This window comes from Geminisphaera colitermitum TAV2, assembly GCF_000171235.2.
Lineage (GTDB): Bacteria > Verrucomicrobiota > Verrucomicrobiia > Opitutales > Opitutaceae > Geminisphaera > Geminisphaera colitermitum.
Genome location: NZ_ABEA03000082.1, coordinates 1 through 22,491 on the forward strand (window position 1 = coordinate 1; position 22,491 = coordinate 22,491).

The 22,491-nt window shown below is 60.5% G+C and carries 24 protein-coding genes; 11 read left to right on the forward strand and 13 right to left on the reverse strand.

Going from position 1 to position 22,491, the window contains the following annotated elements:
* Nucleotides 1–88: 88 nt before the first annotated feature.
* The 3 genes from OBACDRAFT_RS08295 to OBACDRAFT_RS08305 all read right to left on the reverse strand — a co-directional run bounded on the left by OBACDRAFT_RS08295 (nucleotide 89) and on the right by OBACDRAFT_RS08305 (nucleotide 3,519).
* Nucleotides 89–1,309 carry an aminotransferase class III-fold pyridoxal phosphate-dependent enzyme gene (locus OBACDRAFT_RS08295; protein ID WP_043584623.1) on the reverse strand — a complete coding sequence of 407 codons (1,221 nt, stop codon included), beginning with the start codon at nucleotides 1,307–1,309 and terminating at the stop codon, nucleotides 89–91.
* A gap of 149 nt (nucleotides 1,310–1,458) precedes the next feature.
* On the reverse strand, nucleotides 1,459–2,283 hold the full coding sequence (locus tag OBACDRAFT_RS08300) for a hypothetical protein (protein ID WP_232766875.1): 825 nt from the start codon (nucleotides 2,281–2,283) through the stop codon (nucleotides 1,459–1,461).
* Nucleotides 2,284–2,352: 69 nt separating this feature from the next.
* Nucleotides 2,353–3,519 carry a UDP-N-acetylglucosamine--LPS N-acetylglucosamine transferase gene (locus OBACDRAFT_RS08305; protein WP_043584624.1) on the reverse strand — a complete coding sequence of 389 codons (1,167 nt, stop codon included), beginning with the start codon at nucleotides 3,517–3,519 and terminating at the stop codon, nucleotides 2,353–2,355.
* A 62-nt stretch (nucleotides 3,520–3,581) separates the two neighbouring features.
* Between OBACDRAFT_RS08305 and OBACDRAFT_RS28000 the strand changes: the two genes are divergently transcribed.
* Together OBACDRAFT_RS28000 and OBACDRAFT_RS26360 are read left to right on the forward strand one after the other, a co-directional pair.
* The gene (locus tag OBACDRAFT_RS28000; RefSeq protein ID WP_157836958.1) at nucleotides 3,582–3,806 is read left to right on the forward strand and encodes a hypothetical protein; all 225 of its coding nucleotides are present in this window, start codon (nucleotides 3,582–3,584) and stop codon (nucleotides 3,804–3,806) included.
* Nucleotides 3,794–3,895: an AURKAIP1/COX24 domain-containing protein gene (locus OBACDRAFT_RS26360; protein ID WP_081721905.1), complete on the forward strand. Its 102-nt coding sequence runs from the start codon at nucleotides 3,794–3,796 to the stop codon at nucleotides 3,893–3,895. The genes OBACDRAFT_RS28000 and OBACDRAFT_RS26360 overlap by 13 nt, the downstream gene beginning before the upstream one ends.
* Before the next feature lie 132 nt (nucleotides 3,896–4,027).
* Here the strand turns inward: OBACDRAFT_RS26360 and OBACDRAFT_RS08310 are convergent, their stop codons facing one another.
* On the reverse strand, nucleotides 4,028–4,648 hold the full coding sequence (locus tag OBACDRAFT_RS08310) for a CPBP family intramembrane glutamic endopeptidase (protein WP_232766878.1): 621 nt from the start codon (nucleotides 4,646–4,648) through the stop codon (nucleotides 4,028–4,030).
* Nucleotides 4,649–4,719: 71 nt separating this feature from the next.
* On the opposite strand from OBACDRAFT_RS08310, the gene OBACDRAFT_RS28005 reads away from it, so the two are divergent.
* A complete protein-coding gene (locus tag OBACDRAFT_RS28005) occupies nucleotides 4,720–4,860 on the forward strand; it encodes a hypothetical protein (RefSeq protein ID WP_157836959.1) in 141 nt (46 codons plus the stop codon).
* A gap of 426 nt (nucleotides 4,861–5,286) precedes the next feature.
* On the opposite strand, the gene OBACDRAFT_RS08315 is transcribed toward OBACDRAFT_RS28005, so the two are convergent.
* Both OBACDRAFT_RS08315 and OBACDRAFT_RS08320 read right to left on the reverse strand, forming a co-directional pair.
* Complete coding sequence (locus tag OBACDRAFT_RS08315; RefSeq protein ID WP_052361501.1) at nucleotides 5,287–5,703, reverse strand: Spy/CpxP family protein refolding chaperone; 417 nt, start codon at nucleotides 5,701–5,703, stop codon at nucleotides 5,287–5,289.
* A 135-nt stretch (nucleotides 5,704–5,838) separates the two neighbouring features.
* The gene (locus tag OBACDRAFT_RS08320; protein WP_043584626.1) at nucleotides 5,839–6,264 is read right to left on the reverse strand and encodes a hypothetical protein; all 426 of its coding nucleotides are present in this window, start codon (nucleotides 6,262–6,264) and stop codon (nucleotides 5,839–5,841) included.
* A 90-nt stretch (nucleotides 6,265–6,354) separates the two neighbouring features.
* Here OBACDRAFT_RS08320 and OBACDRAFT_RS08325 point away from each other — a divergent pair, with 90 nt between their 5' ends.
* On the forward strand, nucleotides 6,355–6,729 hold the full coding sequence (locus OBACDRAFT_RS08325; protein ID WP_043584628.1) for a metallopeptidase family protein: 375 nt from the start codon (nucleotides 6,355–6,357) through the stop codon (nucleotides 6,727–6,729).
* Nucleotides 6,730–6,859: 130 nt separating this feature from the next.
* Here the strand turns inward: OBACDRAFT_RS08325 and OBACDRAFT_RS08330 are convergent, their stop codons facing one another.
* Nucleotides 6,860–7,951, reverse strand: a complete 1,092-nt coding sequence (locus OBACDRAFT_RS08330) for a type IV pilus twitching motility protein PilT (protein ID WP_043584630.1) — start codon at nucleotides 7,949–7,951, stop codon at nucleotides 6,860–6,862.
* 140 nt (nucleotides 7,952–8,091) lie between these two features.
* On the opposite strand from OBACDRAFT_RS08330, the gene dapA reads away from it, so the two are divergent.
* The 6 genes from dapA (at nucleotide 8,092) to OBACDRAFT_RS29570 (ending at nucleotide 11,082) form a co-directional block, all read left to right on the forward strand.
* Nucleotides 8,092–8,991, forward strand: coding sequence for a 4-hydroxy-tetrahydrodipicolinate synthase (dapA, locus tag OBACDRAFT_RS08335; RefSeq protein ID WP_043584632.1), 900 nt, complete (start codon nucleotides 8,092–8,094; stop codon nucleotides 8,989–8,991).
* Nucleotides 8,992–9,070: 79 nt separating this feature from the next.
* Complete coding sequence (dapB, locus tag OBACDRAFT_RS08340; RefSeq protein WP_043584634.1) at nucleotides 9,071–9,808, forward strand: 4-hydroxy-tetrahydrodipicolinate reductase; 738 nt, start codon at nucleotides 9,071–9,073, stop codon at nucleotides 9,806–9,808.
* A 101-nt stretch (nucleotides 9,809–9,909) separates the two neighbouring features.
* Nucleotides 9,910–10,125, forward strand: coding sequence for an addiction module protein (locus OBACDRAFT_RS08345; protein ID WP_043584636.1), 216 nt, complete (start codon nucleotides 9,910–9,912; stop codon nucleotides 10,123–10,125).
* On the forward strand, nucleotides 10,122–10,439 hold the full coding sequence (locus OBACDRAFT_RS28010; RefSeq protein WP_157836960.1) for a hypothetical protein: 318 nt from the start codon (nucleotides 10,122–10,124) through the stop codon (nucleotides 10,437–10,439). The genes OBACDRAFT_RS08345 and OBACDRAFT_RS28010 overlap by 4 nt, the downstream gene beginning before the upstream one ends.
* Nucleotides 10,440–10,456: 17 nt before the next feature.
* The gene (gene ruvA / locus OBACDRAFT_RS08350) at nucleotides 10,457–10,972 is read left to right on the forward strand and encodes a Holliday junction branch migration protein RuvA (protein WP_232766880.1); all 516 of its coding nucleotides are present in this window, start codon (nucleotides 10,457–10,459) and stop codon (nucleotides 10,970–10,972) included.
* Nucleotides 10,957–11,082: a hypothetical protein gene (locus OBACDRAFT_RS29570; RefSeq protein ID WP_232766882.1), complete on the forward strand. Its 126-nt coding sequence runs from the start codon at nucleotides 10,957–10,959 to the stop codon at nucleotides 11,080–11,082. The genes ruvA and OBACDRAFT_RS29570 overlap by 16 nt, the downstream gene beginning before the upstream one ends.
* Nucleotides 11,083–11,095: 13 nt before the next feature.
* On the opposite strand, the gene OBACDRAFT_RS08355 is transcribed toward OBACDRAFT_RS29570, so the two are convergent.
* The 5 genes from OBACDRAFT_RS08355 to OBACDRAFT_RS08375 all read right to left on the reverse strand — a co-directional run bounded on the left by OBACDRAFT_RS08355 (nucleotide 11,096) and on the right by OBACDRAFT_RS08375 (nucleotide 17,952).
* Nucleotides 11,096–12,730 carry an FAD-dependent oxidoreductase gene (locus OBACDRAFT_RS08355; RefSeq protein WP_052361503.1) on the reverse strand — a complete coding sequence of 545 codons (1,635 nt, stop codon included), beginning with the start codon at nucleotides 12,728–12,730 and terminating at the stop codon, nucleotides 11,096–11,098.
* 92 nt (nucleotides 12,731–12,822) lie between these two features.
* The gene (locus tag OBACDRAFT_RS08360) at nucleotides 12,823–14,550 is read right to left on the reverse strand and encodes a glycosyl hydrolase family 28-related protein (RefSeq protein WP_052361504.1); all 1,728 of its coding nucleotides are present in this window, start codon (nucleotides 14,548–14,550) and stop codon (nucleotides 12,823–12,825) included.
* The gene (locus tag OBACDRAFT_RS25140; protein WP_052361508.1) at nucleotides 14,547–15,167 is read right to left on the reverse strand and encodes a type II secretion system protein; all 621 of its coding nucleotides are present in this window, start codon (nucleotides 15,165–15,167) and stop codon (nucleotides 14,547–14,549) included. The genes OBACDRAFT_RS08360 and OBACDRAFT_RS25140 overlap by 4 nt, the downstream gene beginning before the upstream one ends.
* A gap of 44 nt (nucleotides 15,168–15,211) precedes the next feature.
* On the reverse strand, nucleotides 15,212–16,054 hold the full coding sequence (locus OBACDRAFT_RS08370) for a PEP-CTERM domain protein (protein ID WP_043584638.1): 843 nt from the start codon (nucleotides 16,052–16,054) through the stop codon (nucleotides 15,212–15,214).
* Between the two features lie 824 nt (nucleotides 16,055–16,878).
* On the reverse strand, nucleotides 16,879–17,952 hold the full coding sequence (locus OBACDRAFT_RS08375; protein WP_043584640.1) for a substrate-binding domain-containing protein: 1,074 nt from the start codon (nucleotides 17,950–17,952) through the stop codon (nucleotides 16,879–16,881).
* Between the two features lie 216 nt (nucleotides 17,953–18,168).
* On the opposite strand from OBACDRAFT_RS08375, the gene OBACDRAFT_RS08380 reads away from it, so the two are divergent.
* A complete protein-coding gene (locus OBACDRAFT_RS08380; RefSeq protein ID WP_043584642.1) occupies nucleotides 18,169–19,119 on the forward strand; it encodes a hypothetical protein in 951 nt (316 codons plus the stop codon).
* A gap of 168 nt (nucleotides 19,120–19,287) precedes the next feature.
* On the opposite strand, the gene gltB is transcribed toward OBACDRAFT_RS08380, so the two are convergent.
* Nucleotides 19,288–22,491, reverse strand: a 3,204-nt coding sequence (gene gltB, locus OBACDRAFT_RS08385) for a glutamate synthase large subunit (protein WP_043584644.1), incomplete at its 5' end; no start/stop codon positions are given.

Here is a 22,491-nt window from a genome sequence, read left to right on the forward strand (position 1 = left end):
CTGCGCTACGGGCGTTACCGCGCCAACTCCCGCCCTCCCGCCCTCCCGCGCTTACACCCTTACCCCTCCCGTCCTCCTTCCTCCTCCATCAAATATCGCCAGTCACCAAAGCCCGGTGCAGGCGGGTGAGCGCCTCGTCGATTTCGGCGTCGGTATGGGCCGCGCCGATGAACCAGTTGTGGTGCGGATGCAAATACACGCCTTGCGCCGCCGCCGCCGCACAGAGCCGCTGCGTGCGCGCGAGCGAAGGGTCGTCCTTCACGCGCACATACGGCAGCGCGGGGGGGCCGCTCGCCAGAAGTTCCACTCCGTGCTTCGCACCGAGCTCCACAAATCCCTCCACAAAACGACGTCCGGCACGCGCGAGTTTTTCGGGCAGGTTGTCGCGCTCGATGATGTCGAGCGTTGCCAGCGCGGCGGCCATCGGCGCGGGGTCGTTCCAATAGCTGCCGGTCAGGTATACACGGCTGGCGGCAACCTTGATGTCGGCCCGGCCAACGCAGGCGGAAATGGGGTGTCCGTTGGCGAGCGCCTTGCAATAGACGGCAAGGTCAGGTTCGTATCCAAAAATCGGATGCGACCCACCCGTTCCAAGCCGGAAGGCGGCACGCACGTCGTCAAGAATGAGGAGCACGCCGTGTTCGCGGCAGAGGCGGTTGACGGTGGCAACAAATTCCGGCGATGGCAGCAGTGTGTCGCCATAGGCGGGATGGTGGATGGGCGTAAGGATGAGCGCGGCGAGCGTGCCGCCGTGTTGTTTGAAAACGGATTCGAGCGCGACAGGGTCTCCCCAGTCGCATTCGTGAATGCGGGCGCGGTCTTCGGGAATGATGCCGCCGAGGCCGGGCGTGCACCAGGCATGAGCGCCGTGGTAGGCGTTGCGCATTTTGACGATGCCGGGACGCCCGGTGGCTTCGCGCGCCACCATGATGGCCCAGGAGGTGAGGTCGGAGCCGTTTTTGCCAAACACGGCCCAGTCAGCAAAGTCGATGCGAGCGACAAATTTCTCCGCGAGTTCGACGAGCAGCGGCGTGGGGTGATTGAAGCAGGTGCCGCGTTCGCGCGCAGCAGTCGCGGCGGCCTCCACTTCGGGGTGGCGGTTGCCCAGAATAAGCGGTCCGTAGCCGCACATGAAGTCGATGAACTCGTTGCCATCGACGTCGCGGTAACGGCATCCCCCCAGGCTCTCCGCCGCGAAGTAAGGCATGGCGCCGGGCACCGTCAGCGAGGGCGAGGTGTGCCCATAAATGCCGCCAGGAATGACGCGGGCCGCACGACGAAAGAGGGCTTGGGAGTGGACGAGTTTCATGGGAAAAAACCTGAAGGCTGAAGTGGATTTCTAAAAATTGGCGGGAACAAGGTAGGGAGGTCTCTCCGAGACCTCCGCCGAACATGGTTTGATAATTCGAAATTCGCTGGTGGGTGAAGCGTGGCGACGGAGGCCTCGGAGAGGCCTCCCTACCGTCCAGTTTTTGCCGGACGCAGAATGGCCCCGGCCTGGTTCATGACGCACGAGAGTTGATCGACGAGCGGGAGGCGACCGGTGATGCGGAGGTCGCCGGTGCCGAGCGCGGCCAGAGCATCGAGGCGATGATCGAATTCGTCGAGGAGCACGGATACATGGGCAAACTCCACATGTGCGATGGGCGCGGCGGACGCATCGGGCGGCGGGCCCGCGCCCCAGCGAAGTGTGCCAGGTTGAATCCAAAGCGGCGCGGGCAGAGTATCGCAGTCAAAGATGAAGGAACCGCCGCTGAGCGGAGCGCGATGCCAGAGTCCACGCGGATGGCCGCGCAACCAAGCGGTGGCGGCGGCGAGTCCGGCGGCAAGATTGCCCCACGCGTGCAGGGCCAGTCGCACAGAATCGGACTGGGCGACGGCGCGGTCGTCGAGAAGCGCCTGAAGGCGTTTGCCCGCGAGTTGAAAGCGCCGAAGCCCGCCGCGCAGGTGTCGCCAGCCGCCAAGGGGCAGCGCGAGCGTAGGGCGGCCCTCAAAAGCGCGCACCATCCAGCGCGGCCCCGGAAACCAAAGTCGCAAATCGCCCGGTTGTGGAGCCGAGTCCATGATGCCACACCGATAGACGCGTCCGTCGGCGACGTCGAGACGACGGCGCGGGCAGCGCCAACCGGAAAAGACGAGTCCGAAGGCCGGCCCGGCGAGCGCGGCGGAGAGCGCGGAGTCGTGCTCCGAGAGCAAGTCCATCACGCCCGGCACGACTTCGAGATAGAGGGCGGCCTTGAGCCGCTGGTCGCGTGGGTTGGTTGCTGCGGATGTCGTAATCACTGGCTGCTCGTGATGATTGGGTCTGCGATAAGTTTGGTTTGGCCGGGCGGATTTGCAGGCTTGCAAAACTCAGCCGTGAATCCAACGGCAAATCTCCTCGGGCCGGCCCGCCGGACGCGCGGCTTGCAGACGGGCGCGTTGCGCGGCGAGTTCCGCCGGGTGGTCGATGAGATGCACGACGCAGGCGGCGATCTCACGAGGGGTTTTTCCGAAAAGCCCGCATTGATGAAACCGGCAATACTGCACCGTGATAAGCTCCTGCGGCATCACGCCGCCGATGCCATTGTGAATGATTGGGGTGCCAATCTGGATCGCCTCACTGGTGGCTCCGGTGCCGGGACGCGCCACGACGACCGAGGCGAGGGTTTTGAGGGCGGGCATTCGCTCCGTCTGGCCAAGGGCGCGCACGGTGAGCTGCGGATGTCGTTGCGCGAAGTGTTCGATGCGCCGGCGGATTTCGCTGTTGCGCGCGCACAGGGCGATGACCTGAAGGCGGCGCCCGCTGGCCGCGAGGTGTTTGAGGATGGGCAGGTGGTTGTTGGCCCCGGCGAGGCCGGTGCTGAGCAGCAGCGTGAAGGCGGAGCGATCAAGTTCGAACTGGCGGGCAAGGGCTGCGGCGTCGCGTTCCAATTCAGCGGCGGGCGCATAAAATCCGGCGCGCAACAAAAAGCCCCCTTCGAAAATTTTCCCGGCGGGTGTGCCCACGGCGGCGGCGGCGGCGCAGGTTTCGGCGGTGGCTCCGATAAAACCATCCACGCGGGGATTCGTCCAGTGGCGGCTGAATCCGTAGCCGCCGTAGAGTTCCCCCCAGTAGGTGATCCACCGGGGGGGGGGGGGGAGGGGGTTGCCGTCGGGCGCGCCGCAGCCCGCGCAGGCGTTGCGCGCCAGATCAAAAAAGCCGTGGTTGGTGTGCGCATGGACGCTAATGACGCGTTCGGGACGCCACTCGCGCACGAATTGGGAAAATCGGTCTCCGCCCAGGATTCGCTGGCCGCGCCGGTGCATCCCGGCAATTTCCAGATAGTTGAAATAAATGTGATGCAGGCGCGGACAGTTGCGCTGGATGAAGTTGTAGAGGCCAACGCCGAAGCCGTAGAGCTTGTGGGTTTTTTCCAGCACCCGGTGCGTGTGCGTCTCCACGGCATCGCCGTAAGTGGCGGCGGCCCATTGTTCGAGCGAGGCGGCGCGCATGTTGTGGCCCGTGCCGGTGGCCGAGGAAAGAATCAGCCAGCGCATGGGACGGTGAACGTGGACGAAGGCGGATAAATGTGAACAGCGGGACTCAAGGGGGACATTGCATGACAAACTACGATGAAAAGACCAGCCTGCCCATCGGCGGATTTGTTTTTATGCGCCGCCATGCCGCGCTGCGGCCAGCCGGTCCGACGGCCCGGGGGCAAGATCAGTTGCGAAATGAGCTTTACAGGGCGCGTGCAAACTTGTTTTTCAATTCCCTTTTAACTCTGACCAAACCCTTCCGTTACGGTCTCCAACCTAATCCAATCCAATCATGGGCAACCTGAAGAAGAAACGCCGCCTCCAGATGAACAAGCACAAGCGCCGCAAGCGCTTGAAGGCTAATCGCCACAAGAAACGTACTTGGCAGAAGTAAACCTGCGCCCGCGCTCCGGTTTTGTGCTGGAGTGCTGCGGTTTACTGAGATTCCCAATTTTAATCGCCCGCTCTCGCCAATCTTGGCGAAGCGGGCTTTTTAGCGTGAGCGCAGCGCAATCCGCGCGCCGCCTCACCACCAGCCGGAAACAAATCCCTGCGCGGCCTTGATGATAAAAACGCCAAGGTTTTTCGCCCCATGCGCCGCGATGCACGGCAGGAGCGAGCGATGTGGATTCCAACTCGCGAAGCGCACCGCGTAGAACCACAGCGAACTGAGGAAAACAACAAACGTGCTAAACCAGCCCTTGAGGCCGAAGTTCCAGATCAGCGCGCCCTCCTCCCATTTCCACAAAAACGGATGCCCGATGGCAAAGAGCACCGAGGCCGCGAGGATGCTGCCGATGAGCCAGCCGCGTCCACGCTTGTCCACGACGATGTAGCCGCGAAAAATCACCTCCTCGATCACCGCCGCCACCAGCGAATAGAGGCCGAAAAAAATCGTGATCGTGGACTGCTCGCCGCTGATCCCGAGGGCGATCTCGCCCGCCGTCTCGGCGGCGAGGAGCACAAGCGCGCCGCTTACGGCAATGAGCGTCACGCTCAACGGCGAGTCGGTCGCGCCGGGCAACGCGCCTCTGGCCTCAACATGACCAGCGGCCCGCCATGCCTTGCGGTCCTTCAGCCAAAGCCACGCAAAATAACAACCGCCAAGAAAAAGCAGACCAACAAGCCGGGGATCGTTCATGTCCATAAACGCCACATGTTAGGAAAGCCGCGGCGTGGGAAAAGCCGAAACACAAGAAAGTCACCCCTCTCCTTGAAATGGCGTCACCGCCCGGCGGCAAAAGCCACGACATCAGCCCCCGCCGCTCCGCGCATCTGTATCCATGGAACGATTACACGAAGTCCGGTTTGACCAAGACTCCGGCCACGCCGCCCGAGCCTCCGGAGAATGCCTGTTGAAGTTGAAATGTGGATACAACGCCTGCGTCCGTAGTCCAAGGTGTTTGCCTCGCCCGCCTCTGGTGGCGAGGGGGGGGGGGGGGGGGGGGGAATCCGTACAAATAAAAGCGGGGCGCCGTCTAGCCGTTAGGCATCAGACGCCCCGCCCGACTCAGGAAACCGGGCTACCACACCCGGATCCGCCATAGTCATGGCGGAAGTCAAAAACTGGGAAAACCACTTGGTCAAAGGTGCCCATGTGAGGGGCTTTCAATCAGAACGGGATAAACTTACTCGAAATTCTCGTTTCGGGGTAGTCCGGTAAAACCCTGATTTTGGGGTCTTTTTCCCATTATGTTTGCAGTCGAATTGCAAGAAAGCCGCCAATCCATGGAGATCGGCGGCTTTCATTCATATAAGAGGTATTCTTGGAGACTGATTTTTGGTTTAGTCTTTTTTCCTCTTTTTCTCGCCATCGGGTCCACCTGGGCCGCGACGTTCGGAGAGGAGTTTTTCAAACTTCGCCTTTTGCTCAGCAGTCAGGACGGCTTCGGTTTTTTCGCGGTAGGTCTTGCGCAATTCCATCATCTTCTCGCGTTTGTCTTTTCGATCCAGGGAGGTGTCGTCGCGGAGGGCCTTCAGCGCGGCGGCTTCGTCAAACAGGATCGCCTTGATCTTGGTGGTCTGGTCGTCGGTCAGGTCGAGGTCTGTCTTGAGTTTTTCGAGACGGGCTTCGGCGGACTGGCCCGCAGGAGGTTTCCCGGGCTTGCCCGAGGGTTTGTCATCGCCGGCCCGGAGAGCGGCGCTGGAGATCGCAAGAGCGAAACCGGTCAGCACCGCGAGGAGTGTGTATTTTGTTTTCATGGGATTTGTCGTGGTAACGAACAAGCCACAAGACGCGGACAGGATCGGGCGGTTACAGGACTGGCGATGGCACAAAAAAACCGCCGGGCGAAAAATCGCGCGGCGGTCGCGTATTGGGAAGGGAGATTACCTGGCTTATTGTTGGCCCGCGGCTTCCTTGGCTTCTTTGGCAGCCTTGGCTTTGGCAGCGCGCTCGGCATCGAGCTTCTTTTTCACTTCCCGTTGCTCGGGCGTCAGGAGAGCGGTGAAACCTTTGGAGAAGGTGGCGTTGATCGCGCGGGTCTTCTGGCCTTGGGCTTTTTTGTCCAGCGTGGTGTCGGCTTTCACGGCGGCGAGGTCGGCGGCTTGCTGGGCGAGGAGGGCTTTAGTCTGCTCCTGTTGGGCGGGAGTCAGGTTATAGTCCTTGCTGAACTGGGCGAGGCGACGCTCCTCGGGGCTGGCCTTGGATTTGGTGGCGGCAGGCTTCGGCTTGGAGCCGGTGTCCTGAGCTTGGAGGGCCGGGGCCGCAAGGGCGACCACGAAGCCGGTGAGGAGGGCGATGAGGGCGAATTTTGATTTCATGGGTATGAAGTTTGATTGGTGATTTCTGTCGCCGGGGGCATGAGGATTCACACCGTTTGGCGCAAAAGAATGTCTTGAGTAATCCGCACCATGACCTTGTTCCAGCTAATTAATATCGCAGAGCGTGAAATCACCGCCACTCGCCGTCGCCTGCCGGATGATGTGGCGGAACTGGCAGATCGGGTGCCGGTGCATTTTGAGGCGCTGCCGGACAAGGAGTTGCTGGAGGAAGAGGGATTTGAGCCAGACATTCTTGGGTTGTTCAGCGGCACGGCCTTTGGGGAGGAGTTGACCCAGGACCAACCGATGCCGCCCCAGATTTTTCTGTACTTGGAAAACATCTGGGACTTCGCCGAGGGCGACGTGGCGGTGTTCCGCGAGGAGGCGCGGCTGACGTATCTGCACGAACTGGGCCACTACCTCGGCTGGGACGAGGAGGACTTGGCGGCACGGGGACTGGATTGAGCCCCGCCTTGGCGGGGAAATCCCAAAGGAGCAAAGGGATCAAATCCCCAAAAGAAGTCAGTGTCGGGGACAGCGATGCCCCTTTGAAAATTTGCTCCGTTGGGATTTCCGGCGGCGGACGCCGCCGGCGTTATTTGATGAAGATGCCCTTCATGTTCATGTCGAGGGCCTGCGGATTGGGCGAAAAGCGGATGGCGTCGGCCTTGGTGATGCGGTTGGCTTTGAAGAGGCGGAACAACTCACGGTTGAACGAGAAACAGTCCGAATCCTGACCCGATTCCATGATCGAGTTAATCTTCTCGTTCTGCGCCTCGACGATGAGGTTTTTGACGACGGAGTTGGCGGTAAGGATTTCGCACGCGGGGACGCGTCCGGTGCCGCCAAGCGTGGGAAGGAGTTTCTGGCAGATAATGCCACGCAGGGTGTTGGCCACCTGGCGGCGGGCAAGGCCCTGCTCCTCGGCGGGGAAAAACTCGAAGAGGCGCGTGAGCCCCTGAGCCACGGTGTTGGCGTGCATGGTGGTGAGCACGAGGTGGCCGGTCTCGGCGGCAGAGATGGCGGTCTCGAAGGTGATGCGGTCGCGCATTTCACCGATGAAGATGATGTCGGGATTCTGACGCAGCACGGAGGTGATCCCGAGTTCGAAGTTGGGCACGTCGAGGCCGACTTCGCGTTGCTGGAACACGGATTTGATGTCGTCGAAGGTGTATTCGATCGGGTCTTCGAGCGTGATGATGTGGCGGTCCTGGTTGTGGTTGATCCAGTTGAGCATGGCCGCGAGCGTGGAGCTTTTGCCGCTGCCGGTGGCGCCGCAAACAATGACGATGCCGTCCTTGGATCCGCCGATCTTGAGGATCGCTTCCGCCGGGAGTTCGAGTTCTTCGAGCGTGGGAACGCGGTTTTTAATGTAACGGAACACCACGCTCACCAGACCGCGCTGGCGGAAGGCGTTGACGCGAAACCGGCCCAATCCCTCGACCACGTAGGAGTAGTCGATCTGGGAATTGGTTTTCCAGACGGGCTGAAACACCTCGGGAAGGGTCGCGGTGACGAAACCCTCGACGCTAGCCTTGCTGAAGGGCTCCATCTCGACCTGTTTGAGCTTGCCGGAAAGTCGCACATGGCCGGGGCAGCCGGTCTTGACGACGATGTCGCTGGCGGCGCTGTCCACGCCGAGTTTAAGGAGGGCGTTGAATAGTTCTACGGGTGTGTGATCGGACATAAAGAATGGGCAGGGTTGCGGGTGAGGTTGGCGGGAGGTTGGAAAAAAAGTTGCGCCGGAGGTAAATCGGGCTGGTCTCGTCGTGCAAGGTAACTCTCTTCCACCCACCTCCCGATTTTCTCCCGTTTTTCCTGCATCCAATGAAGCTCCGACCATTGACTGGCGCCATCACAGCACTCGTCACCCCTTTCGACCAAAAGCAACAAGTCGCCTACGACGACCTCAAGAAGCTGGTGGACTACCAGATCAAGTCCGGCATCCACGGCCTCGTGCCCGTGGGCACCACGGGCGAATCCCCCACCCTCTCGCATGAGGAGCACATGGAGGTGATCCGCGCCGTCATCACCGTCGCCCGCGGACGCGTGCCCGTCATCGCCGGCACCGGCTCCAACTCCACGCAGGAAGCCGTCGAACTCACCGCCAAGGCCCATGCCGCCGGGGCCGACGCCGTGCTCGTCGTCGCGCCTTACTACAACAAGCCGAGCCAGGAGGGCCTGTTCCGCCACTTCGCCGCCGTGGCCGAGGCAACCAGCCGCCCCGTCATTTTGTATTCGATCCCGGGCCGGTGTGGCATCGAGATTGGCGTGCCGGTCATCGAACGCCTGCGCTCCAAGTATCCAAACGTTCGTTACATCAAGGAGGCCGGCGGATCGGTGGATCGCGTGGACCAGATCAAGCAGGCCCTGGGCAAGGACATCACCGTGCTAAGCGGCGATGATTCGCTGACGCTGCCCTTCATGGCGGTCGGCGCGGAGGGCGTCATCAGCGTGGCATCCAACCTCTACGCGAAGGAAGTGTCGCAACTCGTGCAGTTCGCCCTCGCCGACGAGTTTGCCAAGGCCGCGAAGCTGCACCGCCAGCTGTATCCAATTTTCAAGGCCCTCTTCATCGAGCCCAACCCGGTGCCGGTCAAAACCGCCCTCGCCCGCGCCGGTCTTATCGGCAGCGAAGCCGTGCGGCAACCGCTCTGCGAAATGGCCGACGCCACACGCGCAACGTTGCTCGCCGCGCTCGCAGCGACGAAAAGGTTGAAGGGCTGAAAGCCCTCCCCTCCCCCCCCCCCCCCCCCGCCGCTCTACTACTCGCTACTCACCACCCGCTACTCGCTACTTTCCATCCATGAACATCGCCCTCATCGGAGCCCGTGGTCGCATGGGCCACGCCATAACGAGCGCCGCGCAAGAAGCCGGCCACGCCATCGTTGCGCCACTCGACATGGGCGACGACCTCGCCGCCGGCATCGGCCGGGCAGACGTGCAGGTTGTCATCGACTTTAGTTTCCACGCCACCACCGCCGAGGTCATCGCGCTGGCCGTCAAGCACGGCAAACCGCTTGTCATCGGCACCACGGGACACGCTGCGGAAGAAAAGAAAAAACTCCTCCTTGAAGCCGCCAAAATCCCCTGCGTATGGGCCGGCAACTACTCGGTTGGCGTCAATCTCCTCTACGCGCTCACGCGCCGCGCCGCCTCGATCCTTGGCTCCGATTACGACGCGGAAGTCGTGGAGATGCACCACCGCTTCAAGAAAGACGCCCCCAGCGGCACTGCTGCGCGCCTGCTCGAAATCATCCTCGAAGAACGCAAACTCGGCAGCGACGCACTCCGCCACGGACGCGAAGGCATCACCGGCGAACGCACACCGACCGAAGTAGGCATTCACTCCCTGCGCGGCGGCGACGTCGTGGGCGACCACACCGTGATGTTTGCCGCGCTCGGCGAGCGCATCGAGCTTACGCACAAGGCGTCGGATCGCGGCATTTTTGCCCGCGGAGCCGTCCGTGCCGCCGCCTGGCTAGCCACGCAAAAGCAACCCGGCGTCCGCGACATGCAAGACGTCCTCGGGCTCACCGCATAACGCCAAAACGGGAGCAGCCTCCCCCCCCCCCCCCCCCGCTTCACGCACACAAGCAAACACCCGACTTGCCGCACACACAGGCGCGACCTCATTCTCCCGACATGGCCACAGCCACGCTCACGCATCTGCTCCGTCTTCCCGTTAAAAAACGTTTGGAAATCGCTGATCGACTGTGGGCCTCAATGGCAAACGAAGCGACGCCGACCATGCCCCCCGGCCACAAAAAAATCCTGAACGAACGACTTGCCGCCTACCAAAGCGGCAAGAGCCAGCCGGTAACTCACGATGAAATGATGCGCCGCCTTCGGAGCCGATGAAAAGCAAGCCTGTCGTTGTTTTGCCCGAAGTGGAAAAAGACGTGCGGGCAGCCATGAATTTTTGGTTCTTCGACGTCTTCGGTGGATTGGCGAAAGGTGGCGCGGAAGCGCCCGTAGCGCAGGCATCTTGCCTGCAAACTAAATTGATTGCGCGAAGCGCGGTGACTTTTGCTGCGTTTAGTTTTGGGAAGAGCGCTTCGCGCAGTAGATTGGATTGCAGGCAAGATGCCTGCGCTACGGGCGCTACCGCGCCACCTTTCGCCATATCATCCGACGCATTACGCCGCCAGCATCCCTCCCGTTCAGAAAACTAACCCACCAACTTCACCGCATGATTACCTCCATCCAAGGACTCCTCACCGAAGCCACGCCACTGCGAGCCGTTGTTGAAATCAACGGTTTCGGTTACGAAGTGAACATCCCCGTGACCACGGCGGAGAAACTGCCTGCCGTCGGCGCGAAGGTGAAACTCCACACGATCGTCATTTATCGTGAGGACGCGCAAACGCTCTATGGTTTCGCATCGCCGGAAGAACGCGATTTTTTCCGCCTCATGATCGAGCAAGTCAGCGGCGTCGGTCCCAAACTCGCCCTTACCATCATGAGCCGCATGTCGCTGCCTGTATTGGAAGGAGCGATACGCGCCGGTGACATCTCTTCGCTCTCCAAATGCCCCGGCATCGGCAAAAAAACCGCCGAACGCCTCGTCGTCGAATTGCGCGCCAAAGTCGGCGCATCACCCGCTGGCGGCGACGCCGGTTCGCCCGTCGCTGGCGACGGTGGAACTTCCTCCCCCCCCCCCCCCCCGCAAATTCGTCTGTACGCGACGCCGTGCTTGCCTTGGTGACACTCGGCTACAAGCAGGCCGACGCCGACGAAGCCGTGCGCCGCGCCGGTCTCTCGCTCGGCGCAAAAACCACCACCGAATTGCTCATCAAAAAAGCACTGGGCGGGTGACAATCCCGGACTCTCACACAAGCCCGTAGTTCGGAGCTTTAGCCCGAACTACGTCAAGGCACAGGTTGGAGACGGTAGGTGGCCAGGCGAGGATTTGACCGGCTGCGAGAAGTTCAGGCTGGAGAACGGCGGGCGTAACGTCCTGCACGGCGATGTGTTCGGTGAGCGCAATGTCGGCAGCAATGGCTGCCGTCTGGCCTAGGACCATCAAGACGGGTTCCATGCGGATCGAACCAAACGCAATGTGCGAAGCGGACAGACAGAAAGTAACGTAGAGGTTTTGACACTCGGCACGACGCGGAACGAGCGATCTATAAGAAATTGGATACGGCTGGATGTTGTGAACCTGCACGTCGCCCTCGTTGGCAACGACGCCGTTTTGCACGATGCGACGACAGGTGTGCGAATCCATGCCGTGCGCAGCGAGTCCGGCGGAATCGGAAATGGTTTCGTGACCGAGACAATGGTGCTGCGTCATGACGTGATCGGAAATCATGCGACGGCTTTCGCGCACATAAAGCGCATGGGGCCAGTTTCCCGTGCTCACAAATTCGTCGCGGGCGAGTCCCCATTGCGACATGGTTTCGCGGATGGCGGCGGGAACTTCGGGATCGTTCGCAAGGCACCAGAGCTGGCCTTGCTGCCAGGCGACGTGCTGCTGGTAAATGCGTTCGCGGGTTACGTAGTCGGCTGTCGGATACGCGTGGTTGCGGCCAATGAAATCGGTCGATATGGCTCCGTGGTTGTTGGTATCTGTTTTTCCGTTACGGATGGAATCGAACTTGGCAAAGACATCGCTCCATCCGGCATTGAGGTAGCGTTTCAGGAGGATGTATTCGGTCGGATCGTAGGCGGCGGGTTTTACAAAGGGGACGCGGAGATCGGGGCGACGGGTCATGCAGACGCGGAAGTTGTAGGCCTGAATGCGAGTGTCGCCCGCGTGTTGGACAAAATCGTCGCCATGTTCAATTCCGGGCAGGAGTCCGCTGGAGGGAAGACCCGGAACGTTGTAGGGATCGATCGGATACATAAAATGGTTGTCGCGGACGTGCATCCCGTTGAATGTTTCGTCGTAACGCGTGGAGGATTCGCGCCCGATGGTGCTCGTGACTTGGGCGCAGGCGAGGAGGTCGCCTTCATAGGAGCAGTCGATAAAAATGGAGGCGCGCACGGTGAGTCCGCTGAGGGTGCGGATGGCAGTGATGCGGTGGCCTGTGGTGTTGGGGTTGGAGTTTTTTTCGATGAGGGCGGTGTCGATGAATTGGCGGCGGTAGAGGTGGACATCGGTGGTGGCGAGCCAGGTTTCAAAGATGCGTTCGGCAACGTGGGGTTCGAAATACCATTCTTCGTCGGCTCCGTAGTGGCGTCCGACGCGTTGGTAAAATTCGCGAGCTTTGCCGCCGATGGCTCCGATGTGATTTTTGCTGCCGATGTCGGTGAAGCCGAGTCCGCCGGAGCTCATGCCGCCGAGGTGCGCGGAGGGTTCGAGGAGGACGACGCGGCGGCCGCGTTCGGCGGCTTCGATGGCGGCGATGACGCCGCCAGAGGTCGCGCCGTAGATGCAGATGTCGGCGAGGATTGTTTCTTCGCGCGGGGGCGCGGGGTCAAAGTAGCGGGGCGCAGTGGTGGTTGCGGCAATGGCAGACATGATGGTGCTTGTAATGTTGAATGGCGTTCTGGCGGCGCTGCGGGGGGGGGGGGAGAGTCGAGAAGAGCGTCGCTTCGTCGTCAGCGTTGGTGTTATTCGGCAATCACAAAGGCATCGGGCGTGGCGTGATTGGTGATGCGGAGTTTGGGCGAATCGGTGATGCGAAGGTGTCCGCGTGCGTTGGCGGCAATGACGAGGTCGGCAGATTCGTTGGTGGCGATGGTGTTGGCAGTGAGGGTGGCGTCGAGGGTGCCGGCTCCGCCTTGGATTTTAATGGCGTCGTGCGCGGGTCGGTGGATTTGGTTTTGCCCGATGGTGATGTGGGTGAGATCGCCGCTGGCGGTGTAGAGCCAGAGGGCGCCCCAGCGTTGTCCCCAACTGGTGCCACCACAGTCGGCAAGGATGTTACGAGTGACGTTGATGGTGTCGCCAGGCCAGTCGTTTTTGCCGTGAAAGGAGGAAGCGGCGATTTTAATGCCGGGGGCGCGGGATACGCCGTAAATGAGGTTTTGTTCGATGGTAATGCGGGTGCCGCCGTAGATGCCGATGCCGTGAGCCCACCAAGGGGATTCGATGGTGTTGTGTCGGAAAACGATGTCGGTGCAGGGACCATCGGTGCCGCGTCCGCCGGAATTGGAGAAGCTGGCGAGAGCGTCGTCTCCGGTGTTGCGGAGGTGGGAGTGTTCGATGGTGATGGAGCGGCTTGTATTGTTGAGATTGATACCATCGGCGTAGGTATTGCGAACTCGGGTACGACGGATGATGCCGTTGGCACAGGAGCCGAGCCACATGCCGGTTTTGACGTGTTCGATCCAGACGTTGTCGATCGTGAAATCTCGTGTTTCGGAATCGGAAGAGAAGCCGTGTTGGCGGGGTTTGGTGCGAGCGGTGCTGTTGCCTTCGATCATGAGGTCGCGGATTTGCGCGCCAGTGCCGGCAAGGCGAAAACCGGCGTTGCCGGGGAAACCCATGGCGTCGGTGGCGGGGCCGGTGGGGATGAGTCGGGTGTGCCAGGGGCCGGCTCCGATGAGGGTGACGCCGGGGAGCTTGATCTGGCGGGATTGGTGGTAGGTGCCGGGGGGGAGCCAGACGGGGCGGTGGAGTTCGCGGGCGCGGGCAATGGCGGTTTCAATGGCAGAGGTGTCGTCGCTGCCGTCATCAGGTGTGGCGCCAAAGTCGGTGATTGAGAGTGCGTCGGGAGGGGGGGAGGGGGGAGGGGCAACGTGTTCGAGGTCGATGAGGTCGATCACATACCAGGGGGCGGTGTCGCCGTTTGTGGTGTTTTTCTGGATACGGATGGTGTCGCCGGGTTGGAGGTCGGGACCGGTGATGAGGGCGCGGGCATCGTCAAAGAATCGGTGCGGGGTACCGCCTGCGGCAGGGTTGTTGTCCTGGGCGTTTTCCTTGGGACCATAGAGCCATGCGTGGCGGGAATCGAGGGCGAGTTTCTGGCGCTGCTGGCCGTTGACAAGAAGCGTGAGGGTGGCGCGGATGCCGCCGCCGTCGGGAGCGTCGGGAATGCTATGGCGGATGACTATGGCGTTGGCGGGGCGAGTGACGCGCCATTCGATGTAGTCACCCTCGTCAGAGAGGCGGAGGCAACGGCGGGTGATGGATTCGTTGGCGATGTCGCCGTGTTTGCGCGAGGCAAGCCACTTGCCGCGGTGTGCGTTAGCGGTGGCGGTGGTGTGCGTGGTCCAAGGGGTGTCGGCTCCGATAGCTTCGGTGATGGTGGGAGGCGCTTCGGCGGATGCGAGGTGGAGCGCGGTTGCAAGTGCGGCTGCAAGCGCGAGGACCGGGAGGTGACAGAAGAGGGTCATGGGAGGCGAATGATGTCCTTGGGCGAAACGATGTAGGCAGCAGAGCCGTCGAGGTAGCCGAAGACACCGCCGGGCTGGGTGTCGGAGGGACGGTGCTGGTTGACGTTGGATGTGGTATCCTGGTTAGCACGTTGGTCAAAAACGACCGGAAGACGCGTTGCGTTTTCATCGGTTATGAGGGTGGGGCGAGTATAAGTTTTGCCGTTTTTGGGCCCCCACTTGGGTACGATAGATACGTTAGAACTGTAAAAACAGGGGTATTTGCTACCGATGGAGGTTGCGCCGCCAAGCGCGCCGTCGTTGCCGCGCTTGGATTGATTGATTGGGCAGACATAGAGCGCGGGCGCTCTGGCATAGCCCTCATTGTAGAGGATTTTGAAGGCGTTGTTTTCACCCGGATTTTCGGATGCGGGGAGTTTGCCTTTGTTGTCGTTGGCGTAGAGGAGGAAAAGCTGGACGAGTTGACGAATGTTGGAGGTGCATTGCGTGGAACGGGCGGACCAGCGCACGCGGGCTGTAACGGGAATCAGGATACCAGCGAGGATTCCAATGATTGCCACGACAGTGAGAAGCTCGACCAGAGTGAAGGCGCGAATGCGGGGCGAATGGTTTTTCATGGGGGGGGGGGGGAGGGAGGGCAGACAAGGCGATCCAAATTCTGTCAACGAAAGCATGTCTGACTGCGGCGACGGTGAATGGCGAGACCGACGAGAAATGCAAAGGCGGCAAGCACGATGGCAAATGTCGCAGGTTCGGGAACGGGAACAGTCGTCGTGCCGGAGAGCTGGATGTTGGAGAATTGCGCACCAGTGACGCCGCCAAATGTGATGTTGCTGAAGCTCGTAATGGCGGTCGCGCTAACAGAAATGTCGGTAAGGCCGGTGACAGGAGTGTCGTTGATGAGGAGAGAAAGTTTTTGCGTGGTCGCGTTCCACTTGAGAGTGAGCGTGGCACTTCCCGTGATGGCGTTGGTGAGACCGGAGGAAACGGCGGATGTTGTGAGATTGGTACCGCCGAGGTTGTAGGTCAGATCGCTGGTGGCGGCGACGTTGAATTCCTTGAGACGAAGCACACCGCCGCCGCTTGTCTGGCTGTTGAAGTGGGCGACGTATCCGTGGGTGCCTGCGGCGTCGAAGAGACCGAACCAGAGTTGTTTTCCGCTGGCACCGGTGGCGTCGAAACTGACGGTGGCCGAAAGCGAGAAGTCCCCTGTTATAGTGTCGGCGGGGGCAAGAGTGTATTGGTGGACAGTGTTGCGTTCGACTTGGAGCCATGCCCCGGTGAATTTGCTGTCGCTGGCGTTGAAGGCGGCGTTACTGAGGTTTCCTGATCCGGAGAGGCGCGTCCATTTTTTGTAAAAATCAGTGGCTGCCGTGGTGCTGGTGTAGGTGCTGAAGTCTTCCATGAAAACAAGGGCGGCAGTGGCCGTGGTCGAAGCTGCGGCTGCAATGAGTGGCAGGAGGAATACAAGAAGGGTACGGGGGGCGCAGGTGTTTACGTTCATGGGTATAGGTAGGTAGGTTAGGTAGTTTTTAGTGGAACAGGGGCGTTTCTTTACCAAAATCGGGAAATTAACAACCTCAACCCGTAGCCTGCTGGTCCGTTAAATGGCCGGAAATGACACTGACAAATGAGCAAAATATCCTTCAGCATTTTGAAAGACGCTGTTTATGAATGTATTATGGGAGGTTCTGAAAATTGAAAAATTACACAGAGGACACAGAGAAAACACAGAGATATGGGAGGACAAAACGCCTCCTCACTTTTTCCCGTTAACGGTTCTTCGACGTTTTCGGTGGATAGACGAGAGTTGGCGCGGAAGCGCCCGTAGCGCAGGCATCTTGCCTGCAAACTAAATTGATTGCGCGAAGCGCGGTGACTTTTGCTGCGTTTGTTTTGGGGAAGCAGCGCTTCGCGCAGTAGATTGGATGGCAGGCAAGATGCCTGCGCTACGGGCGCTACCGCGCCAACTCCCGCTATATCAACTTATCGAGTTTCCACTGAAATCGTCGAAGAACCCCGTTAATAAAGATTTTATATTGAAAATAAATGACTTACAGAAAAATCATCGGCTCTTCGACGTTTTCGGTGGAGTGAGTTTTGAGGGCAACAATCAGACAGGGCCTTCGGCCCTTAAATCCAAGGACTGCAATTACTCTCTCCTCTGGCTTTCCTTGGCATATGGACTCAGCCAAAACGCCCATCGAAAACGTCGAAGAACCAAATCACCTTGCAGAAAAAACATCCGTTAATCGGACAGACCTCCCCAAGCTCTGTGCCCGCTCTGTGTCCTCTGTGTAATTCTCTGTGTAATTCTTAGAAGCTCCCTTATAGCGTTTTGGGAGCGCCGGTGGATTCGCCGATAAAGAGGGGTGCTTCGTCGGGCTGGATGAGCAGCGAGGTGTCGCGCACGTCCCAGGTTTCCTTGCCGAGCATCCAAGCAACGGGTTTGCGGAGGTAGGTGGCGCGGGGTGGCGATTGGAGGCAGGTGAGAGAGGGGTTGAGGTAGGGGGCGAGTCCACTGTCGTTGACGGCACAGATGGAGATGTCGGCACCGGTTGTGAGGCCGGCTTCCTTGAGCGCGCGCATGGAACCGAGGGCTCCGGCAACCGTGGTGCAAAAGAGCGCGGTGCCGAGCGGCAAGCCATCGCGAAGGCGTGTGCGAATGAGTTGGTAGGAGGCTTCGAAGCGTTTGAATTCGGAGAAGGCGAGGAGTTGCCCGTCGAGTTGATGGCGGTCGATGAATTCGCGCCAGCAACCGATGCGTTTTTCGATGATGGCATCGACGGGTTGCACGTTGACGCAGTCGATGCGGCGGTGGCCGAGGGCGCGAAGGTGTTCGAGGAGTTTGCGTTCCGAGGCGGGCGGAAAAACGCTGACGGATCGCACGCCATGCGCACTGGCGTCGTGATCGAGCATGACGACGCGGGCCTTGGCGGTGAACATGCGCGTGAGCAGCCAGTCGGGCAAAATGACGGCGGGCGGCAAAAAAAAGAGTCCGTCGAAGCCGTCAAGCGCGTTGGTGATGATCGACTCGCTGAGGTGCTCGTAGGTCATGGAGCGGATGATGACGTTGTAACCTTCGAGTGCGCCGTACACGGCTTCGATCCAGATTTCGGAATCGAAGGAGAGGGTGGCGGGGCGGAAAAATCCGATGACGGGCGTGGGGCGTTCACCTTTTTCGGCAGCGGAAACGAGTTCGAGGCGTCCATTGGGAGTGCGGCGAAAAATGCCTTCGTCGATCAGCACTTGGACAGCGTTGCGCAGGGTTTGGCGGCTGAACCCAAGTTCGTCAGCGAGCTGGCGTTCGGAAGGCAGCGGGTAAGCGGCATGGTCTCCGTGCGCGATGCGTTTGCGCAGCATTTGCTCGGCAAGCCGGGTCTCGGTGTTTGGTCGGGCCATTGATGAAGCGAGGATGCTGTTTATAGACCAAATTTGGCAAACATAAACCTACATTCAACAGTCAATCCACTAATGCTTACTAATAGACACTAATATTCAGAGAGTGACGGAACAAGCGCCCTTCACTTGGGACGTGAACTGCACTTCAACAGTCTGCCTGTTGGGCGTCTTCTGTTTAGCTTGGTGCAAGTGGAGATCTTTGCATATGGATTTCCCATGCTCCCGCTTACTTACCGTCCGGGGTCCGCCGAACCCCAGCGTCTGCGCAATCCCAGCCAAAACCGAGGCTCCGAGCGGGGCTTGTCATTGGCAGGAGGTCTTGCATCCGTGGCCGTCGGCGTGTTTGCGCTGTTGATCGGACTGCGGGTTATCGAGGATGAAGGAAAACTCCATGTGCCACACTGGGTCATGCTCCCGCTCGGAACGATGTTCGCCGTTTGCGGCCTGTTCGTTTGGTGGCAAACATGGCGTCCATATCAGGCCAAACGCCGCCATGCGCGGATGTTGCTCAAGCATCCCGACGAACCCGCGTTCGCCGACTACGACTGGAATCCGTCAGGGGCACGCTCAAATCTCCGCGCTCCAGCCATCCGCACCACTGTAATCGCAGGTTTTTTTATCCTGTTTCTCGTTTTGCCCAATTACTTCGCATTCACGAAACCTCGTCCTCTGTTTTTGATCGGTATCGCGGGCTTGTTGGATGTTGTGACATTATTTCTGATCGGGCATGCGGCACTGTGCTGGGGGCGGGTCTTGAAGTTTGGACAGGCGGAGTTGCGTTTCGCGGACTTTCCGTTTCGCACGGACAAACCGGTGCGGCTTGCCTGGGTTGCGCCATCGGGATGTTCGGGGTTGGCGACGGGTAGCTTTACGTTGCGCGCTGTTCGCGAGTGGCGGGAATCGTCTGGCCGCGGCAAATCACGAAGTGAGCGACTGGTGCACGAACAACAATGGTCGGGCACATGGGAGATCAATTCACCTGCCCTCATCGCGCCGGGCATGAATTGCGATCTGGTGTTCAAGCTCCCTCCCGATGCTCCAAGAACGAACTTGCATGGCGAACGTCCGTTTTTCTGGGAACTGGAAGTGGCGCTCAGCCTGCCAGGGCTCGATTTCAAAGACACTTATCTTGTGCCCATCTACAAGGCCGCATCCTGCGCGGTTTAGCGCATTCTCAAAAAACCTGTAGTCCTCACCTACCTGGTAGGGTAGGCCTTTGTGCGCTCCGTCCGAGGCCTCCGCTGTGCGTAGTGTGAGATAGGATACGAAACTCGTAGGTGCTCGAAGCGTGGTTGCGGAGGCCTCGGAGAGGCCTCCCTACCGTCAAAACAAGAGCTACAGTTTTATTTCGGACTCGGGGAGGCGGGTGCGGTCAAATTGGTAGATGGGCTTGGGCGTGTCGGGCGTGGGTGGATACGGGATCACCTTCCAGAATTTGCGTTTCTCGGCGTCCCAATCCTCGGTGAGTTGTTGCGCGTGCAGGCTGCCGGTGGCGCGGAAATGCGTCGCGATCAGGCTGCGCAAACTGTCGCTCTCGGATTCGTCGGTGAGACGTTCGAGAGCGATCATCGCAGGGTTGATCTGTTTTTCGAAGCTGCTCGTTTCGTCGTAAACGAAGGCGAGGCCGCCGCTCATGCCTGCACCGAAATTGATACCGGTCGGGCCGAGAATCACAACGAGGCCGCCTGTCATGTATTCGCAAGCGTGGTCGCCCGCGCCTTCAACAACGGTAGTGGCTCCGGAATTACGGACAGCAAAGCGTTCTCCGGCGCGTCCGGCGGCGAAGAGGAAGCCGCCCGTGGCTCCGTAAAGGCAGGTGTTGCCAAGGATGGATTGGTGGCGCCAAACGAAGGTTTCGCTGGGCTTGGGGCGAATGATGATTTCGCCGCCGTTCATGCCCTTGCCAACGTAGTCGTTGGCTTCGCCGTTGAGCGTGAGGCGGATGCCGTTGACGAGGAAGGTGCCGAATGACTGACCCGCCGAGCCGGTGAAGGTGAGGTCGATCGTGCCGGGGGGGAGTCCGGTGTTGCCTCGCACGTAGGCAATCTGGCCGGAGAGGAAGGTGCCGATGTCGCGGTTGACGTTGGTGACTTTGTAACGGGCAACGAGGCGGGCAGACTTGCCGAGGATGACGTCGCGCGCTTCCTGCGTGATGGCTTCGTCGAGCGAGCCGTCGGTGCCGAAGCGTTCGTTGCGTTCGCGGGTGTGGTGGCGTTCGTGTTCGCCGCTCGGGTCCGGGTTGTGGAGGAGGCCGGAGAGGTCAACGTATCGGGTTTTTGGATTCGCAGGGTCGTCGATTTGTTCGAGGAGGTCCACGCGTCCGATGATTTCGTTGAGCGTGCGGGCGCCGAGTTTGGCGAGGTAGTGGCGGACGTCCTCGGCGACGGCGTTGAAGAAGTTGATGATGTTTTCGGGTTTGCCGCGGAATTTGGCTCGGAGGTCTTCGCGTTGCGTGGCGACACCGACGGGGCATGTATTCAGATGGCAAACACGGAACATGGCGCAGCCTCCGGCGATGAGAGCGGCGGTGCCGAAGTTGAATTCCTCGGCGCCGAGGAGGGCGGCGATAACGATGTCGCGGCCTGTCTTCATGCCGCCGTCGGTGCGCAGGGTGACGCGTCCGCGGAGGCCATTCATCATGAGAACTTGATGGGCTTCGGCGACGCCGATTTCCCAGGCGGAACCGGCGTTCTTGATGGAGGCGATGGGCGAGGCACCGGTGCCGCCTTCGTGTCCTGAAACGAGCACTACGTCGGCGTAGGCTTTGGCAACGCCAGCGGCGACGGTGCCGACGCCGCTGCTGCTGACGAGTTTCACGCAGACTTTGGCGCGGGGGTTCACTTCCTTGAGGTCGAAGATGAGTTGGGCGAGGTCTTCGATGGAATAGATGTCGTGGTGGGGGGGGGGGGAGATGAGCATGACGCCGGGCACGCTGTGGCGGAGTCGCGCAATGAGGGGCGTGACTTTGGGACCAGGGAGTTGGCCGCCTTCGCCGGGCTTCGCGCCTTGGGCCATCTTGATTTCGATTTCCTTGGCGTTGGCGAGGTATTCGGCGGTGACGCCAAAGCGTCCGGAGGCGACTTGTTTGATGGCGGAGTTGGCGTTGTCGCCGTTTTCGCGGATGGAGAAGCGGGCGGGGTCTTCGCCGCCTTCGCCGGAGTTGGATTTGCCGCCGATGCGGTTCATCGCGATGGCGAGGGTTTCGTGCATTTCGGGCGAGAGCGCGCCGAGGGACATGCCAGCAGTGGTGAAGCGGCGGCGGATTTCTTCAATGGTTTCCACTTCGTCGAGGTCAACGGATGTGGCCTTGTCGAAACGGATTTTTAAGAGGTCTTTGATGGAGACGGGTTGGTGTTCGTCGGCTTGTGTGCGCCAGTCTTGCCAAGTGTCGTAGGTGCCGACTCCGGCGCGGGTGAACTTGTTCATGGCGGCAACGATTTTGGGGTTCCAGCCGTGGAATTCGCCGTCTCCCTTTTTGTTGACGCGGTAGTAGCCTTCGGGCGCAAGCGTGGGCGCGGCTGTGGCGGCAGCGAGTTCGGCTTCGGTGGCTCCAGCGGGAGGGGGGGGGGGGGGGGGGGGGCTGTAAGCGCGTGCGTGGCGGCGGAGGGTTTCTTCGGCGATTTGTTCGTAGCCGATGCCGCCTATGGGCGAGGGGGTGCCGGTGAAGCATTCGTCGATCACGGGGCGGGCAATGCCGAGGGCTTCGAAGATTTGTGAGCCGCGATAGCTGGCGAGCGTGGAGATGCCCATCTTGGCCATGATTTTGAGGAGTCCGGCATCGATTGTAGTGCGGTAATTGATACACGCAGCGGCGGGTTCAACGGGTTTGCCGGTCTTGTTGGTGGCGGCGAGGTCGGTGATGGTTTCGAGCGCGAGCCAGGGGTTGATGGCGTTGACGCCAAAGGCGAGGAGGGTGGCGAGTTGATGGACTTCGCGGGCTTCGCCTGTCTCGGCCACGATGTCGCAGCGGAGGCGGAGTCCGGCACGGACGATTTGCTGGTGCACGGCTCCGACGGCGAGGAGCATCGGGATGGGGGCGTGTTGCGCGTCAACGCCGCGGTCGGTGATGATGATGAGTTTGGCGCCGTCGTCGCGGACGGCTTTTTCGGCGTCGGCTGCGAGTTGGCGGAGCGCGGGTTCGAGCGCGGCGGGGCCGGTGGTGGCGTCGAAGTGCGCGGGGAGTCGGGCAACGCGGTTTTTGAGCGCGGGGAGTTCGATGAGGGCGGCGAGTTCGTGGTTGAAGAGGATGGGGGTGTCGAGTTCGACGAAGCCGGTGGTTTGCGGGAGTTCTTCAAAGAGGCCGAGGCGTCCGCCTAGTATCATGGAGAGCGACATGACGGACTTTTCGCGAATGGAGTCGATGGGGGGATTGGTGACTTGGGCGAAGAGTTGTTTGAAGTAGGTGTAGAGGAGGCGGGGGCGGCGCGAGAGGACGGCGAGCGGTGTGTCGTCTCCCATGGAGCCGGTGGGGTCGGCACCTTCGGCGAGTGGTGTGAGTATGAGTTCGAGTTCGTCGCTTTCGTAACCGAAGGCGAGTTG

Coding starts and splice junctions, on each gene's coding strand:
- dapB (WP_043584634.1), top strand. CDS start 9,071: ATGAACATCGCCCTCATCGGAGCCCGTGGTCGCATGGGCCACGCCATA.
- OBACDRAFT_RS08305 (WP_043584624.1), bottom strand. CDS start 3,519: ATGCGCTGGCTGATTCTTTCCTCGGCCACCGGCACGGGCCACAACATG.
- OBACDRAFT_RS08360 (WP_052361504.1), bottom strand. CDS start 14,550: ATGACCCTCTTCTGTCACCTCCCGGTCCTCGCGCTTGCAGCCGCACTT.
- OBACDRAFT_RS08295 (WP_043584623.1), bottom strand. CDS start 1,309: ATGAAACTCGTCCACTCCCAAGCCCTCTTTCGTCGTGCGGCCCGCGTC.
- OBACDRAFT_RS08330 (WP_043584630.1), bottom strand. CDS start 7,951: ATGTCCGATCACACACCCGTAGAACTATTCAACGCCCTCCTTAAACTC.
- ruvA (WP_232766880.1), top strand. CDS start 10,457: ATGATTACCTCCATCCAAGGACTCCTCACCGAAGCCACGCCACTGCGA.
- OBACDRAFT_RS28000 (WP_157836958.1), top strand. CDS start 3,582: ATGACAAACTACGATGAAAAGACCAGCCTGCCCATCGGCGGATTTGTT.
- OBACDRAFT_RS08355 (WP_052361503.1), bottom strand. CDS start 12,730: ATGTCTGCCATTGCCGCAACCACCACTGCGCCCCGCTACTTTGACCCC.
- OBACDRAFT_RS26360 (WP_081721905.1), top strand. CDS start 3,794: ATGGGCAACCTGAAGAAGAAACGCCGCCTCCAGATGAACAAGCACAAG.
- OBACDRAFT_RS25140 (WP_052361508.1), bottom strand. CDS start 15,167: ATGAAAAACCATTCGCCCCGCATTCGCGCCTTCACTCTGGTCGAGCTT.
- OBACDRAFT_RS08325 (WP_043584628.1), top strand. CDS start 6,355: ATGACCTTGTTCCAGCTAATTAATATCGCAGAGCGTGAAATCACCGCC.
- OBACDRAFT_RS08375 (WP_043584640.1), bottom strand. CDS start 17,952: ATGGCCCGACCAAACACCGAGACCCGGCTTGCCGAGCAAATGCTGCGC.
- OBACDRAFT_RS08345 (WP_043584636.1), top strand. CDS start 9,910: ATGGCCACAGCCACGCTCACGCATCTGCTCCGTCTTCCCGTTAAAAAA.
- OBACDRAFT_RS08380 (WP_043584642.1), top strand. CDS start 18,169: ATGCTCCCGCTTACTTACCGTCCGGGGTCCGCCGAACCCCAGCGTCTG.
- OBACDRAFT_RS28010 (WP_157836960.1), top strand. CDS start 10,122: ATGAAAAGCAAGCCTGTCGTTGTTTTGCCCGAAGTGGAAAAAGACGTG.
- OBACDRAFT_RS08370 (WP_043584638.1), bottom strand. CDS start 16,054: ATGAACGTAAACACCTGCGCCCCCCGTACCCTTCTTGTATTCCTCCTG.
- OBACDRAFT_RS28005 (WP_157836959.1), top strand. CDS start 4,720: ATGGCGTCACCGCCCGGCGGCAAAAGCCACGACATCAGCCCCCGCCGC.
- OBACDRAFT_RS08320 (WP_043584626.1), bottom strand. CDS start 6,264: ATGAAATCAAAATTCGCCCTCATCGCCCTCCTCACCGGCTTCGTGGTC.
- OBACDRAFT_RS08315 (WP_052361501.1), bottom strand. CDS start 5,703: ATGAAAACAAAATACACACTCCTCGCGGTGCTGACCGGTTTCGCTCTT.
- dapA (WP_043584632.1), top strand. CDS start 8,092: ATGAAGCTCCGACCATTGACTGGCGCCATCACAGCACTCGTCACCCCT.
- OBACDRAFT_RS08310 (WP_232766878.1), bottom strand. CDS start 4,648: ATGGACATGAACGATCCCCGGCTTGTTGGTCTGCTTTTTCTTGGCGGT.